Below are 16,158 nucleotides of genomic sequence, written 5' to 3' on the forward strand. Positions count from 1 at the left end.
CTAATTCTACCCCATTAGATAAAATGCAACAAATGTTAATTTATCATCAGGCTACTTGATCAAAAATGCCCACTTAAAGTGGGCATTTTTATGGCGCGTTAGCGCAATTTATTAGCTATGATTTAATCGCGACGTGGGCCACGGTTATTATCACGCTGACCACGATGACCTTCACGTGGGCCACGGCTATCACCGCGACTGTCGTCACGTGGAGCACTGCGACGTGGTGGACGGCTATCAGGTAATGTACCAGAAGCCATTTTGCTTAGCTTCATTGGCTTAGAACATACAAATGCTTTGTAAAGATGATCTAAAGTCTCTTTTGGCATATCTGCAGGTAATTCAACAGTAGTGTAGCTATCGTGTAAACGAATGCCACCGATGAATTGGCTGTCTAAGTTACCTTCGTTAGCGATTGCGCCAACAACATTTTTAACTTGAATACCGTCATCACGACCAACTTCAAGACGGAAAGTATCCATATTGACATTGCTGCGAGGTTGACGACTACGCTCAGGACGGTCGCCACGTTCAGGACGGTCACCACGGCTAGGACGATCACCACGATCAGGACGGTCACCACGACTAGGACGGTCACCACGATCTTGACGACCACGGCCACCGTTTGCATCACGATCAAATTCTTCACGATCACGACGTGGAGCACGTACTGGCTCAGGTGGCAAAATTAATGGCTTGTCTTTTTGAGCCATAAATAATAATGCAGCAGCTAGTTCTTCAACGGTTGCTTCATCTTCAGCAGCAATCTTTTGGCTCAACTCACGGTAGAAAGTCAAATCTTCAGACTTGATTACTTCGTCTAATGTTTCACGGAAACTAGTAATACGCTTAGCTGCAACATCATCACGGCTCGGCAAGTTCATTTCTGTAATCTTTTGACGTGTAAGTTTCTCGATAGTGAAAAGCATGCGTTTTTCACGTGGAGCAACGAACAAGATAGCGCTACCTTTACGACCAGCACGGCCAGTACGGCCAATACGGTGAACATAAGATTCAGCATCATATGGAATATCGTAGTTGATAACTAAATCAAGACGAGGTACATCTAGACCACGAGCAGCAACATCAGTCGCCACTAGAATATCTAAACCGCCACTCTTCAAACGGTTAATCGTGCGCTCACGCAATTGCTGAGTCATATCACCATTGATTGCCGCAGCACTGTAACCACGAGCTTCAAGCTTTTCAGCAATTTCAACTGTCATCGTTTTAGTACGAGAGAAGATGATTACGCCGTCGTAAGTCTCAGTTTCAAGAATACGCGTTAGGGCTTCCATCTTAGTATTACCACGAACAAACCAGTAACGCTGATCGATGTTCTCAACCGTTGCCGTTTTTGATTCAATCTTGATAAATTCAGGCTCTCTCATGTAGCTGTTACCAATACGCTTGATTGCATCAGGCATTGTTGCAGAGAATAAAGCAGTTTGCTTGCTAGCAGGCGTAGCCTTCATCATTGTTTCAACGTCTTCGATGAAACCCATACGCAACATTTCATCAGCTTCATCAAGTACCATAGCCATGACACTATCAAGCTTCAACGTACCACGGTTCAAGTGATCTAATAAACGACCAGGAGTACCAACGATAACCTGAGGACCACGTTTAAGTGCTTTGATCTGTAGCGGGTAAGGAGTGCCGCCGTAGATTGGTAACACATGGAAACCTTTGATGTAACGTGCGTAAGCTTGAAACGCTTCAGCTACCTGAATAGCAAGTTCACGCGTTGGCGCCATTACTAAGATTTGTGTTTTGCATAAGTTTACATCGATTTTGCTTAACAAAGGTAATGCAAAAGCAGCTGTCTTGCCCGTACCCGTTTGTGCTAACGCCATGACATCCTTGCCCTTTAGCATTGGCGGAATAGCCGCTGCTTGCACTGGTGTAGGACATTCGTATCCTAAATCAGCAAGTGCTTTGTGAAGTGGCTCTGCGAGCTCAAGGTCGCTAAAGGTGATGGATGTTTCTGACATATTATTGGGTACCGACTAGTAAAAAAGGGCGCAAAGTATAACCCCAATCACACTGAGAGGGTAGTTATATATGCATAAAAAAGGTGATTAATCCGATTTTCTGGTTCAGATCACACTATATTGTTAAGTTGTAGTTTAGCTTAAATAACAAAAATTAACCCGTTTTTTATTATTCGACTACATAACCACCAAACCGGTTGATTTCCAACCTATTAGCGGTCACTTTTGAATCGAAGTTAAAGTTAATAGACAACAAGTCGTTACGATAAGTAAATTGTATGAAAGGTTAACGTCATTGATTAAATCAAGCGTTTTGCCCACGCGAGCTTCGTTCCGCCAGTAATAAACTCACATATTGCGCTATTTCACGACCTATCTCATCGTAATTAACCCAATATTGCTTGACGACATAACCATTACATCACTATGACAATTAATATGTTATTGAGGTTATTTCTCTGCCAAAGCGCATAGTTTTCTGGTTCGATTTACGCTAACATAATTCGTTCACGATGCATTAAATTCGATAATTTATAGGAAATCAGCTTATGTTGACAGATGACGACCTGATATTGTCACCTGACAAAACCGAAGTCTCAATCAAGATACAATCAAGAGAAAGTGAAATAAAGGCCGTCGAAATATACCAATTAATAGGCCGTAGTGACGTTTCAGATTGGTTCAAAGTCGATGATAATATTATCAAGGCTACTGATTTAATCAACTTAGCGAGCAAAGAGTCTGACCAGCAAGACGATGAATCTCAAATCGAGAGCTTAGTCATTGTCAAGAAAATTAACGCCAAAATCGATATCGAGTTTTCTGACGATGAAATGAAAGCGTATGCAGCCATTACCGCACCTTACTGCGGTAAGTTCGTGGATATTTCAGATATTTTAGTGGTTTTATCCCAGCACAATTTAACTCAGTCGATCCACGAAGACGGCTTAGAGGAGTTTATAACCGCTGCTAATGCGGCTGAAGCAGGCACCAAAAGTCGCTTCCATATTCTTTCTGGTACTTTAGCTATTGACGGTCAAGATTCACGTTTTGAGTTACTAGTAGACACCATGGAGCAGCGCTCGTTAACACCGAAAAAAGGCAGCCATGGTAAGGTCGACATGCATGAACTGGGCGATATATTAACGGTCAAGCTCGATACTGAACTTATCCGCCGCCATCCGCCGACGCCGGGTACACCAGGCATTAGCGTATTAGGTGAACCGATAGCACCGATAAGCGGTCAGCTCCACGAATTTGTTATTGGTGACGGCACAGTGATTAGCAGCGCCGACCCTGATCTGTTAATTGCGGCTCGCGTTGGTATTCCCCGCCCCTTCGATGCTGGTGTCACTATTGACGATGTGCTGGTCATTGATAACGTTGATGTTGGCTTTGGCAACGTTCGATTTGAAGGAAGCGTTTTGATCTCGGGCGATGTCTGTGAAGGTTTGAAAGTGTTTTCCAATGGCAATATAACGGTGGGCGGTGCAGTTAACTCAGCAACACTTGAGGCCACTGGCAATATTACCGTAGCCAATGGCATTGTTGGTAAGAAAGACAAGTCTAATGACCATGAATTCACCTGTTCAATCAAAGCGGGCGGCAGTGTTAACGCAAGATTCATTCAATATTGTGACATAAGTAGCGGCGATGATGTCATTGCCGCTACTCATATTCTTCACAGTACTGTTCAGGCGGGGGGGAATGTGACGGTAGCAAATGCCACCGGCACAAAAGGCACCTTATCTGGAGGCTCAGTGCTTGCTGGCCAAAAGATTTCTGCGGTTGAACTCGGGGGAAATTCAGGCAACAAAACCACTCTCACCATTGAAGGTGCCCTGCCTGAGTTGCGCCAACACGCGAAAAAGATTAATAAATTGTTGCAACAAGAGCATGAATTATTAAAACGTTTACTGGCTGCTCACGAAAAAGTTGGCCATTTGGATAGCGGCGAAAAAAAGCAGCAACTCTTGCAACAGTTAAAACGCAATGTTGATAAAAAAATACAAGTAGTGGTTAATATTCAAGCTCAGAAGTTAAGCGCTGACCAAGAGATTTCTGAATTTTTGGCCAAGGCAAGTATTGAGTCTGCACGGATATTACAACAAGGTGTCCAATTTGAAATTGACGGTAAAACAATAACGACCCAAAGAAGTTACAAACAAACCATTACCCGGATAACCAAAGGTAAACTGCTCATCAGCCCAGTTAACAAAGAAAAGGTTAAGGAGCCAGCCTAGATATTGAACGATTAATCTGGTTCTATCGTTTAATATTTCTTTATTTCGCTGGCATAGGTAACAGCTACATTTTTGAAAATGTTGGCTACATACTCACAAGTTTTAGTCCAACAGGGAGCTAAATACTTCTGTTTAGCTTCTCAAGAGTCAAACCAAAGTTCAGAAACCCATTTACCGGTGAGTCTGGATATTTTCTTTTATTTACAGGGTTAATAACATCTTTTATTAACCCTATTACTGTAATTTCAATTTTTGAATGTGCTTTCACCCAGTATTCAACAATCTCTTCAAAACTTTGTTGTTCTTTTTTGTTATTAAACCGACATAAAGCATAAAAGGCAGCATAAAAGGGACAGCCACAACTAATAATAACCAACAATGATATCAATATCTTAATTATGACTACCCTTTATTTTCGTTCTTTTTCCCGTTAATTTGTTATTTATTCAAAATTATAAGTTACTTTAAACATTGCAGCTCGTGGTGAACCAAAATAATAGCCAGTGTATAAATTACCATTTGCTGCATCGATATAATTTTCGTCAGTAACATTACGAACCAACAAGTTCATATTCCAGTTTTTTATGCCTGTATAAGATACATTTAAATCAACTCGTTGATAGCCATCTAGATTAGCTTGTACCGTCTCAAATTGAGCGTTAGTACTCAAGAACTTTCTGTCACCAACTCTGACGAGTGTTGCGCCAAGCGAAAAACCAGTTAACGGCCCTTGTTGCCATTCATAATTAGCATATAAGCTAAATTGTTGGTCAACTGACCCATCAATTGATAAGCCTTGATTATCACCTTCTTCGGTAAATTCATTGTCCATCCATGAAGCTGCTCCCGCAAGGGTTAAGCCAGGGAAAGGCGAACCGGTAACTTCCAATTCAAGCCCGTCTGTACGGTGTAAACCGGCAGACATTGAATAGGTGCCTTGCAAGTCGTCCGTTCTACTTTCAGGATCAGTAATAGGCCGATTATCAAGTTCTTGTCGATAAGCGGCAAGCGTGACTGCAAGCTTGTCATCAAACCAATCGGTTTTGAGGCCTAACTCAAAGCCATCACCGATTTGTGGGTCAAGAATCTCATCTTTTCCTGCTGACATAGTCGGTAAAAATGAAGTCGCATAAATACCATACGCTGAAATATTATCATTAACGATTTGCGTTAAACCAACGCGATATGTTAATTTTTTATTGTTTTTTTCATCCCTGTAAGCGGTACCCAAACCAGTTGGGTAAGATGCAATTACGCGCTGGTAATTATCATCATAACGCGCGCCCAGTAATAGTTTTGTACGTTCATATACGCTCAACATAACCTGCGCATAAACGGCCTGATTTTCTATTTTTTCATCTTTATCAAAAGCCGTAGGCATTTCTTCAGCGGGGATAAATCGGTAATCAGAAAAATCACCATCAAACGTATTTGGATCACCTATATAAGTATATGAGGCGGCATTTTCACGTTGTCTGTTTTGAGCATTTTTTTCTAACCCAATTAAAGCTTGATGCTCAAACCCGAAAGCTTCAAAACTACCTTCTAACCGTAATTCTCCCGCCCAACTTTCTCGATTCCAATCATCACGATCACTAGAGTTATATAGAAAACCATCATAAACAGAGCCAGAATTCCCTTGCACAACATTTTGCTGCCTTTTGGCACTTTGCAATAATAAACTGGCTAACCATTGATCGGATAATTGATGTTTAACCGTGACATTAGCTTCCGCTATTTCAACCGTTGATTTATCACCGGTTTTACCATAGAGAGTTGTACGAGATGAAAGCCCATCATATAACTCTAGTTCATTGCCGACTAAGTTCATCGGTACGCCCGGATAAGAATCAAATTGATCTTTTTGATACAGAAACTGCATTAACACCTGAGTGTTTTCATTTACGATAAACTCTACACTAGGAGCCAATAAAAATCGTTCACTCTCCAAATCGCCAACAAAAGCACCAGAGTTATCATACAGCATGGTAAGTTGACCACGGATATTTTCATCATCAGTTAACGCGCCAGTGATGTCGCCTTGTGTACGATAACTATCAAAAGAACCAATATGAGCAGACACACTTGCAGCAAATTCGGCTTGCGGTTTTTTACGTACCTGATTAATAAAGCCACCTAACGAACCTTGACCATAAAAACCTGCCGGCCCTTTAACTACTTCAACTCGTTCAAAAACGGCCATATCAACACCACTGCTTGAGCCATAAATCCCAGTAGTTCTAAAACCGTCAGTTCGAACATCACTCGGTTGACCACGTAAAACGAATTTTTGTTCATGTTGGCCACGGCCAGCAAAAGCCCCTGGCCCAGGAAAGGATCCACCACCGTCTCCACTATTGCTAGTACCTGCGGTTAGCTCAACAGCGGTTGCTAAATCCATCACCTGCCGAGCATCTAAAGAGTCTCGGGTTACCACCGAAATTGCCTGTGGCGTTTCTTTTAACGACATTGCCATTTTGGTGGCGGTGGTTTGATACTGTGCTTTAAAACCGCCCTCTTCTGCTGGCGCATCACCAAAACTGCCTTCATTGCCAACTGTGGTTAATGCTAAAGTTCCGGCGACATTGTGATCGTCCTGCGAGGCTTTATTAATTGTATAGCCAGCTGCTATTTTTTTTGCTTGAAAGCCTGAACCTTTCAGTAATTTGGCAAAGCCTTGGCTGATACTATAGCGACCTTGTAAACCTTGAGTATTAAGGCTTTTTAATTGCGCTTCATTCATAACAATTGAAACACTAGCCTTTTGAGCAAAACGGTTTAAAGCAACCGATAAACCGCTGGCAGGAATAGTATAATGATGAGCTTTTTCAGCGGTTGATACCGTAGCAGCGGCAGATACCGTTAAACTTGTGCCGGCAACAGCAGCGAGCGACGCATAGCGAATGGCAATTGCCAGTGGTGTTAGTGATAATAATTTCATGAAAAGTAGAAACTCCTAATAATTTCAACATAGCTAAGTAAAGTTCTTACCTTAATTGACGAGCCGCTTAGCAAAAGCGGAAATTATTTTTTAATTTTATGTCATGAAATTATGCTGATAGCGTTTTGAAATCGGATCTAGTTTTTAATATCGTTATTAAGCAGAAAAATTTAATTAATTTTTTTATCTACATTTTTTTCCACACTTTTAACCACAGTTAACCAAGGAGTAAATTGGCTAACTTCAATGGTAGAAAAGTTAGCGTTTAGTAACGCTAAGGCTTGGTCTGGTTTATCTAACGGTAATACCGCTGATACTTTAATGTGCTGCAAGCTGGCGGCATCAAAATGAATATAACTGGTATGAAAGCGATTAAGCTCGGTAAGTACTTCAGACAACGACCAGTTATGCACGAGTAATTGATGATGCTGCCATCGGTTCTCTTGCATAGTGGTATCAATAGTGGTGATGTTACTTAAACCACTATTGTTTAATTTAATTTGTTCGCCTGCGCTAATAATGGGTGAAACGCTATCATCTAATACAGCATTCTTAGTTGCGCTGCCTTTCACTGAGAATACTTTCACTTTCGATTCAAGCATCGTGAGTTGCGTTTGATATTCGCCACGGTGATTAACAATAAAGCGTGTACCTAAAGCTTGAATAGCACCATATTGCGTTTTAACGATAAAGGGGCGATTAGCATCGGCAGCAACATCAATATAAATTTCACCATGGTAAAGGGTAACCACCCGTTGCTCGGCATTGAGGTCAATGTCTATCGCCCCCTTCCCAGCAAGCGTAATTTTGCTACCATCGGCTAAGGTATGGCTTTGCCACTCTCCACTAGTGGCAATAACGTCGGCGTTAAGATGACTTAACGGATATTTTTGCAAGGTAATAGCTGCCGGTAAGCTAATGAGTAACGATAGGCTTAATAATGTTGTTGCTATTGTTTTACCCTTACGTTGCGTCGCTTGATTAAAACTCGCTTGCAATGCTTTACGCGCGGGCATAATAGTCTGCTGATGATAGATCTGATTACCAGCTTGCTGTTGGCTGGGTTGTTTCAGTATTGCTACTTGCTTAATAAAGCTTTCTACACGCTCGGCCGCCAATGCATGCCGCGAATCTAACTGTTGCCATGCCGTAAATTTTTTTCTGTTTTGTGCCTGTTCTTCTGGGGGGCATTCATCTAAAAATAATTGCCACTGGGCCGCTTGCTCGGCAATACTTTGCATACTTGCCCGTTGATTATTACGGTGCAGAGCACTAGCTGTCTGCTTAGACGTTTTCTGATGCGTGGTCTTTTCTTTCATTGCTAATTGCTAGCTTGGTATTGTTGGCAATGTACCAATATTTTAACTAAATAGTTACGTACCGTTCTGGTAGTAGTCCCTAGTTGTTTGGCAATATCTTTTTGAGAAAGGCCATCAAGATAATAAAGTAAAAACGCTTGCTGACATTTTTTAGACACTTGCTCTAATATTTTACTAATTTCTTCTAAGGCTTCTATTGCCTGCCAAGTTTGTTCTACACTCGGATAACCTGCACAGGTTTCTGCCGCGGCAGTTAGTTCAACGAGATAGTTTTTTTCTAGCAGTTCTCGTCGAGATTTATCAATAAGTAAACGCTTAGCAGTAGTGACTAAATAAGCCCTTGGCTCGCGCATACTCACTAAAGCATCACGCGATTGAATAATTCTAACAAAGGTATCTTGGGTGAGATCAGCGGCATTATCAGGACAACCTAACTTCCCCTTAAGCCAAGTATGTAACCAACTATGATGTTGTTTATAAAGCTGTTCTACTTGCTTTTTAAGGCAAGGTGCTTGCGTTAACGCAACTACATTAGCAGACATGGGCTTTTAGCGCTTCACTATACGGAGTTAATACGAATGATTTACATTATACAAAGTATGCACTTGAAAGCTATAGTTAAAAATAGAAATAGCATCGTTGATATTTGTTTAGTGTGGTATTTTTTGCTCAAACGATTATTACGCGAGTGACACCAATGGCGCCAGCTTACTTTAGTCTAAATAATAATCATTCATGATAATTACAGTCAAAAGTTGAGCAAACTGACCTTTTAATGCCACTTTTTAAGCTAACTTTATTTAAAACCGCCGCAGTGCCAAGTACAATAGCCGCCAAGTTCCACCATTACTTATTGCTCATGACCCCTATTGTTTTATCTAGTGCACCGACATCAGCTAACGTTAGCCCAACTATCGGTATTATTGGCGGCGGTATCGCTGGTGCGACTATTGCGTTGCGATTAAGCGAGCTTGGCATTAAGGTCAATTTGATTGAACAAGGCCCAACCTTAGTTAATGGTCCGCCAATTTGTCATTTGCACGCTGGCGGTAATTTGTATCGTGAAATATCAGATCAGCAATGTATTACCCTGCTTACACAATCAATAGAGGTATTACGCCTTTATAATAAGTCGGTCGATTACCGGCCAACGGTCATCGCTATTCCGTGTCATGACCAAGGTGAGCCTGAAGATTTATTGCCCCGACTTAATACCTTGCAACAGCAATACCAGCAATTAATTGACCAAGATCCAAAAAATAAGGTACTTGGTCCAGCCGAAAATTATTATCAGTTGTTTTCACGCCAGCAATTAGAACAACTGGCGGAGCAACCCGAACCATCAATGCCAAGTGAAATGGCACAATGGATAATTCCCTTTGCGAAAAGAGCCGATTTAAGCCAATTAAAATTTCCGATCATTGTGGTCCAAGAATTCGGTTTAAGTGTATTTAGGCTGGCAGCAACGGCGAGCTTGGCGTTGGAAAGTATCGAACATTGTCAGATTTTAACTGACACTAAAGTAGTCGCTATCGACAGGTGCCATAGCTCTAGTAAAAGTATTTCAAAATGGCAAATCACGCTCGAATCATCGCCAGACCAATCGCAACGCCCGCCTTTACTGGTTGATTATATTATCAACGCTTGCGGCTTTAAAACCGGTAGTATTGATGACTTAGTCGATGAAAAACGCCAGCGAATGGTCGAGTTTAAAGCCGCTTATGTCACCCATTGGCAACAAACAGACGCGATGTGGCCTGAAGTCATATTTTTCGGCGACCGTGGTACCCCAAATGGCATGGCGCAACTAACCCCCTACCCCGGCGGTTATTTCCAAATTCATGGCATGACTCAAGACATTACTTTGTTTGACCAAGGGCTAGTGATGAGTGAAACCGATAGCGCTCAGCCAAAACTACCAGCCAAATTTATCGCAAAAATCACCAAGCAATGGCCTGAAGATGTCGCACAACTGCGAACCCAAAAATCAATCAACTACATGGCTAAATTCATTCCTGATTTTTCAACGGCCAGCGTCGGTGGTAAACCTTTGTTTGGGGCGCAGCAAATCCCAGGCGATCAAGCCGATTTACGTACCGCAGATGTCACCTTTGGTCAGTTCAGATATGCCCGCTGTGAAATAGTTAAAGCCTCGTCGGTATTAACCAGTGCCGATGCTATTTTAACTCAACTGATTGAGTTAAAAATAATCAAACAGCCTAAACAACAGCAACATTATTTCCCGACAACCGACGCCTTAACCGATCAACAAATTACCGCAAGGGCCATAAAACTCGCTGAGCAAAGAAACTATCCCGCCGCTCTCGCCCAACGTAATAGTCCACATTTAATAAAATAAGCCAAACGCTGGCTAAATATTGATCGCCGATGTTCACCAGCGTATTTTTTACTTGGCGAATATGACAAAGCGGCCTATCATCAGGCTAGATTTTAGCTAGCAACATAGATAGGCACCATGAGTAAAAAACACTACGTAGTTTGGAAAGGACTCACCACTGGCATATTTGACAACTGGGCTACCACCCAAGCCCAAATAAATGGCCGAAGCGACGCTCAATATATGGGATTTGCATCACTAGCAGAGGCACAAGCGGCCTACAAGTCGACCTATACTAAAGCATTAATGAAACGATCTTTGGCCAAAGAGCCAACTAAATCAAGTTCAACTGCGACCAAGAAATCAAGCGCACCAATCGGTGATAAAACCCCACAACTAGCCGCTGACGTGCGCATTTATTGTGATGGTGCCTGCTCGCCTAACCCTGGAAAATCAGGCACTGGCATTGCTGTTTATCATCAACAGCAAATTAAAGAGCTGTGGTACGGTCGTTATTTAGCTAATGGCACCAATAATACCGCTGAGTTAACCGGACTGTTAGAGTCGCTTATTTTAGCGCAAAGTTACATCAAACAAGGCCAGCGTGTTCAAATACTATCCGATTCTAAATACTCAATAGACTGTATTACCAAATGGGCAACCGGTTGGAAAAACAAAGGCTGGACGCGTGGCAAAAACGAACCAATTAAGAATCTTGAAATTATTAAACAGTGCTATACGCTTTATTTAGCATTGAAAGCGGATCTGACCATTAGCCACGTTAAAGCTCATGCCAATATTGAAGGTAATGAGTTAGCTGATCGCATGGCGGTGCTTGCACGCATGCAGCAGCAACCTGACTTCGTGCAACGCACAGATCCAATTGATATCACCGCTATTCTTGCGATGGCTTCGGGCTAAAAGTTAATTAATTGCTATTTTTTTTACGATTGACTAAATAGCTTTTTACGCACCATCACCCGATACTCTTTCGGCGAGATCCCTAATGCTCGCCGAAATAATCGCGTAACATGGCCTTGATCTTGATAACCCACCTCAAATGCAATCTCCTGAATGGTCAGGTTGCTCGATGCCAGTAACTCTTTGACCGCTTCAATCCGTAACCGCTGCCAATATTGGGTTGCACTGCTATTTGTTGCCGCCTTAAAACGCCGAGTTAATGAGCGCTGGCTAATGCCAAATTGCTGAGCAACATCACTAAGGCTTAATAACGACGCTAAATTGTGGGTCATCCAAAACTGAATTTGCGCAATCAGTTCGTCCGGATGTTGATCGCCCGACCCTTCTAAATAACGCTGCTCTTCATAAGGCTTGCGTATTTCATGCGAAAAATTACGCTCTACATGTTGAGCCGCGGCAATACCATAGACCTGACCAATCAGGTGCACGATAATATCCGCCAACGCATTAAGACTTGCCGCGCAATACGTTCTCTGCGATTGGGTGATAAAGAAATCGGGTTTTAAGTCGACTTGCGGATAGTCGCGGCTAAATTGTTCAAAATAATGCCAATGAGTCGTTGCCGGGTGACGGTCTAACACCCCAGATTCAGCCAAAAAACACACCCCCGTGCCAACCCCAATTAACGTCGAGCCAGCTTGCCAACATTGACTAATCCAATCAATTAGGCGATCACTGTTACGTAATACGGGTCGTGGATTTCGCCATAAACTCGGCGCAATTACGACATTTGGCACAGTGGCATGTTCAACATCAATATCTGGCTTAATGGCAATGCCAGCCCTCGAGTCGACATACCCCAGCTCTTGAGCCACCATTGCAATTTTTAATGGCCTAACACGACGATTTTTACGAATAGCAAAGGCTTCTCCCGCTTTTAACATCTCAATTGGCAAGGTTAAACTGGTTGCTAACACATGCTGGTAGACTAAAAAAGATACGGTATATGGTTGAGAAGAATCTAGATCCATTAAATTGACCACTAATCGGGATTTTGGCCACAATAACACAGTAATTGGCCAGAACAGCACATTATTGCGTTTTAAAGCAGGGTAAACTATTTAGTACTTATACTCAGTGAGATTTTTCATGGTCACTTTACCCATTATAGTCGGCATGGGCGGCATTAACGCCTCGGGTCGTACTTCTTTTCATCAAGGTTTTCGTCGGATCATCATTGAAAAATTAACCAGCCAAGCGCGTCAAGATACTTATATTGGCCTAGCTAGTTTAATGAATTTAATTAAGTGTAAGGACGGTGTCTTTACCGACCAAGACAATAATGTTGTCGCCCCAGAGCAAGTTGAAACACTATTTGGCGAGCAGATCCTCGCTGGCACCTTAATTCGAAAAATAGAAAATAACCATTTCGATCCAGACGCGACCCATTGTCATAAAAACATGACATTGCACCCTAGTGACGGCCACATAAACTTCACTACCCGTGCTAAAGATTTACCCCAGCCCCTACCCTCAACGTGGACAATCACTAAACTTGAAGACGGCCAAGCTTGGGTTGAAATTGAAGAAGAGTTGGTGATAAAACATGACTCGTATCGCGATAACCCAATTAAAGCAGCGGGTCAATTCCCGACCGGGTTTAAACCTGAAACTTTATACAACAGCCGTTATCAAGCACGTGGCCTGCAGGCGACTATTTTTGGCGCAACCGATGCTATTCGTTCGGTGGGCATCGAATGGGACACTATTTTAGACAAGATAAGTCCTGATATGGTCGGTACTTATTCCGGCTCAATGGTTGGCCAAATGCAAGCCGACGGTTTGGGTGGTTTAATGAAAAACCGCTTAAATGGCGCGCGCGTTAGCTCGAAAAATTTAGCGCTTGGTTTAAACACCATGCCCACTGATTTTATTAATGGCTACGTTACTGGCAGTGTTGGTGTAACCCATACCGCTACCGGTGCCTGTGCAACCTTCTTATATAATTTACGTACCGCCGTGGCCGATATGCAATCGGGCAAAATCCGTTTAGCCATTGTTGGCAATGCCGACTCGTTAATCACGCCAGAGATTATCGAAGGTTTTGGTAACATGAGTGCATTGGCCAACGAAGAAGGGCTAAAAAGATTAGATAATAGCGAACATGCTGATCACCGCCGTACCAGCCGCCCGTTTGGCAACAATTGTGGTTTTACCATTGGTGAAGCGGCGCAATTTTTTGTCATAATGGACGATGCATTAGCCATTGAAATGGGCGCTAATATTTTAGGCTCTGTCGCTGATGTATTTGTAAATGCCGACGGCATTAAAAAATCGATCACTGCACCAGGTCCTGGCAACTACATTACGATGGCCAAATCTGTGGCCCTAGCCACCAGCATTGTTGGCGCTGACAGCGTATCTAAGCACAGCTTTATTTTAGCCCATGGTTCGAGTACCCCGCAAAACCGCGTTACTGAATCACTGATTTATGATCGCGTTGCCAAAAACTTTAACATTAATAATTGGCCAATTGCCGCGCCTAAAGCCTATTTGGGCCACACGATTGGTCCCGCCAGTGGCGACCAATTAGCGTGGGCACTGGGGATTTTTGCCCATGACATTATGCCGGGTATTACCACCATTGATAAAGTAGCCGATGACGTGCACGACGAAAGGCTAAACATTGCAATTGATCATTGGCAATGTCAGCCAATGGATGTTGCCTTTATCAACTCGAAAGGGTTTGGCGGAAACAATGCAACTGCGACGGTATTGTCACCCAATAAAACCCTAGCAATGTTAACTAAACGCTATGGTGATGTAGCGATAAGCGAATATCAGCAAAAATTAGCTGCGGTCAAGATTGAACAAGCAATCTATCAGCAACAGGCTGATAACGGCCAATTTAAGCTTATTTACCGTTTTGGTCAGGGCATGATTGACGACAGTGAAATTGAGCTAACTCAAACAAGCATGAAAATTCCCGGGTTTAACCACCCAATTGACCTGCCTCAACATAACCCGTTTGATGACATGGTTTAAACCAAATATCTGGAATTAGCTACTTAATCTCAGGTTAATTAAAAGCCCACCAACTCAAGAATTATCATAAAGTTGGCGGGCTTTTGTATGTGCATTTAACGAACGATAGCCTGTTATACCAATTGCATTAAAGATATGATCTTGTTGTGCGCAGGGGAAATTTGCAAGAACAAGGCGCTCGAATGACCAATAGCTAGCTATTGGGATTGAGAGGTACGCAGTTGCCTACAGGACGTAGGTAAGGGGCGCGAGCAGGACGCGGTAGCCTTATTGTTGATTTAAACTAGCACAAGTGGTCAATTGTTAAATGCAATTGGTATTATTAAAGTCCCTAGCTGACTTTAACCACGCACTCTTAATATGCCTGATCAATTGTCCCTCATTGATGAGTGGCATTTGGCATGTATTTAGCAATGTTGTCGATCACGTATTCTTTAAACACATTTAAACGCAGCGGCTGGTGCTTGTCTTGCACATATACCAAATAAAATGGCGTGGTCGCAATGTGCCAATCTTTAAATAATGGTTGCAATAAACCCGCTTCAACTTCCTTAGCACAATAAAGTTTAGGTACCCTAATAATGCCGTTGCCAGCGAGTGCCGCTGACACCATAATTTTACCGTTTTTGCAGGTTAAGTTACCAGCAATTGCAATGTCTAAGCTTTGCTTGGTTTGGTTATTGATAAACGTCCAATGGCGTACACTGCCAATGATACATCGATGATCGGTTAATTGTTGTGGTGAGGTTGGCGTGCCGTATTTCGCCAAATAACGGGGGCTGACAAAAGTATCGCTATCAATATTGGTCAGTTTTCTCGCGATTAATGTTGAGTCTATTAACGCGCCCATTCTAAACACAAAATCAAACTCACCAGCGACTAGATCAACCCGCTTACTGGTAAAGTCGAGTTCAATATTAATTTCGGGATATTGATTCATAAAGTCATGCACTAATGGCGCGATAATATCTTCACCAATATAACCGCCAACACTGTTTATTTTAATCGAACCTGCCAGCGTGTCAGCGCTTTCAATAACCCGCTCTATCGCATGTTCAATGCCATTGAGCGATTGCAAACAGCGCTTAAAAAAGGCATCGCCTTGCGGTGTCAGTTGCTGAGTTCGGGTCGTTCTCACCAATAAGGTGACCCCCAACTGCGCTTCCAGCTGCGCCAGTTGCTTAGAAATATGAGAGCGCGAGCACAAGAGCAGCTCAGCCGCTTTCGTAAAACTGCCAGCTTGCGCTAACACCACAAAAGTTTTTATCTCTGAAAGGCTGACTTGGTTTTTCATAAATGGCACCTACTGGCAACTGTGAGTAAACAATGATGTAAGTGTGGGATTATATATCATCAA

General features: G+C 42.6%; 11 protein-coding genes. 4 read left to right on the plus strand and 7 right to left on the minus strand.

Annotated elements, in window-relative coordinates; all coding sequences use genetic code 11:
* Positions 1–122 precede the first annotated feature (122 nt).
* Positions 123–1,994, minus strand: a complete 1,872-nt coding sequence (locus tag HRU23_18155) for a DEAD/DEAH box helicase (protein NRA56066.1) — start codon at positions 1,992–1,994, stop codon at positions 123–125.
* A gap of 548 nt (positions 1,995–2,542) precedes the next feature.
* Here HRU23_18155 and HRU23_18160 point away from each other — a divergent pair.
* A complete protein-coding gene (locus HRU23_18160) occupies positions 2,543–4,237 on the plus strand; it encodes a DUF342 domain-containing protein (GenBank protein NRA56067.1) in 1,695 nt (564 codons plus the stop codon).
* Between the two features lie 118 nt (positions 4,238–4,355).
* On the opposite strand, the gene HRU23_18165 is transcribed toward HRU23_18160, so the two are convergent.
* The 4 genes from HRU23_18165 to HRU23_18180 all read right to left on the minus strand — a co-directional run bounded on the left by HRU23_18165 (position 4,356) and on the right by HRU23_18180 (position 9,039).
* The gene (locus HRU23_18165; protein ID NRA56068.1) at positions 4,356–4,616 is read right to left on the minus strand and encodes a hypothetical protein; all 261 of its coding nucleotides are present in this window, start codon (positions 4,614–4,616) and stop codon (positions 4,356–4,358) included.
* Between the two features lie 63 nt (positions 4,617–4,679).
* Positions 4,680–7,178: a TonB-dependent receptor gene (locus HRU23_18170; protein ID NRA56069.1), complete on the minus strand. Its 2,499-nt coding sequence runs from the start codon at positions 7,176–7,178 to the stop codon at positions 4,680–4,682.
* A gap of 170 nt (positions 7,179–7,348) precedes the next feature.
* Complete coding sequence (locus tag HRU23_18175; GenBank protein ID NRA56070.1) at positions 7,349–8,497, minus strand: FecR domain-containing protein; 1,149 nt, start codon at positions 8,495–8,497, stop codon at positions 7,349–7,351.
* 2 nt (positions 8,498–8,499) lie between these two features.
* Positions 8,500–9,039: a sigma-70 family RNA polymerase sigma factor gene (locus HRU23_18180; GenBank protein ID NRA56071.1), complete on the minus strand. Its 540-nt coding sequence runs from the start codon at positions 9,037–9,039 to the stop codon at positions 8,500–8,502.
* Between the two features lie 317 nt (positions 9,040–9,356).
* Here HRU23_18180 and HRU23_18185 point away from each other — a divergent pair, with 317 nt between their 5' ends.
* Together HRU23_18185 and HRU23_18190 are read left to right on the plus strand one after the other, a co-directional pair.
* Positions 9,357–10,856: an FAD-dependent oxidoreductase gene (locus tag HRU23_18185; protein ID NRA56072.1), complete on the plus strand. Its 1,500-nt coding sequence runs from the start codon at positions 9,357–9,359 to the stop codon at positions 10,854–10,856.
* A 117-nt stretch (positions 10,857–10,973) separates the two neighbouring features.
* Positions 10,974–11,756, plus strand: coding sequence for a viroplasmin family protein (locus HRU23_18190; protein NRA56073.1), 783 nt, complete (start codon positions 10,974–10,976; stop codon positions 11,754–11,756).
* A gap of 23 nt (positions 11,757–11,779) precedes the next feature.
* Here the strand turns inward: HRU23_18190 and HRU23_18195 are convergent, their stop codons facing one another.
* Positions 11,780–12,787 (minus strand): helix-turn-helix domain-containing protein, encoded by a 1,008-nt coding sequence (locus HRU23_18195; GenBank protein NRA56074.1) that lies wholly within the window; start codon positions 12,785–12,787, stop codon positions 11,780–11,782.
* A gap of 118 nt (positions 12,788–12,905) precedes the next feature.
* Here HRU23_18195 and HRU23_18200 point away from each other — a divergent pair, with 118 nt between their 5' ends.
* Positions 12,906–14,801, plus strand: coding sequence for a beta-ketoacyl synthase (locus HRU23_18200; GenBank protein NRA56075.1), 1,896 nt, complete (start codon positions 12,906–12,908; stop codon positions 14,799–14,801).
* Between the two features lie 379 nt (positions 14,802–15,180).
* Here HRU23_18200 and HRU23_18205 read toward each other — a convergent pair whose 3' ends face one another.
* The gene (locus HRU23_18205) at positions 15,181–16,095 is read right to left on the minus strand and encodes a LysR family transcriptional regulator (protein NRA56076.1); all 915 of its coding nucleotides are present in this window, start codon (positions 16,093–16,095) and stop codon (positions 15,181–15,183) included.
* Positions 16,096–16,158: the final 63 nt, after the last annotated feature.

The sequence above is a fragment of the Gammaproteobacteria bacterium genome, from assembly GCA_013214945.1.
Taxonomy (GTDB): Bacteria; Pseudomonadota; Gammaproteobacteria; order Enterobacterales; family Psychrobiaceae; genus Psychrobium.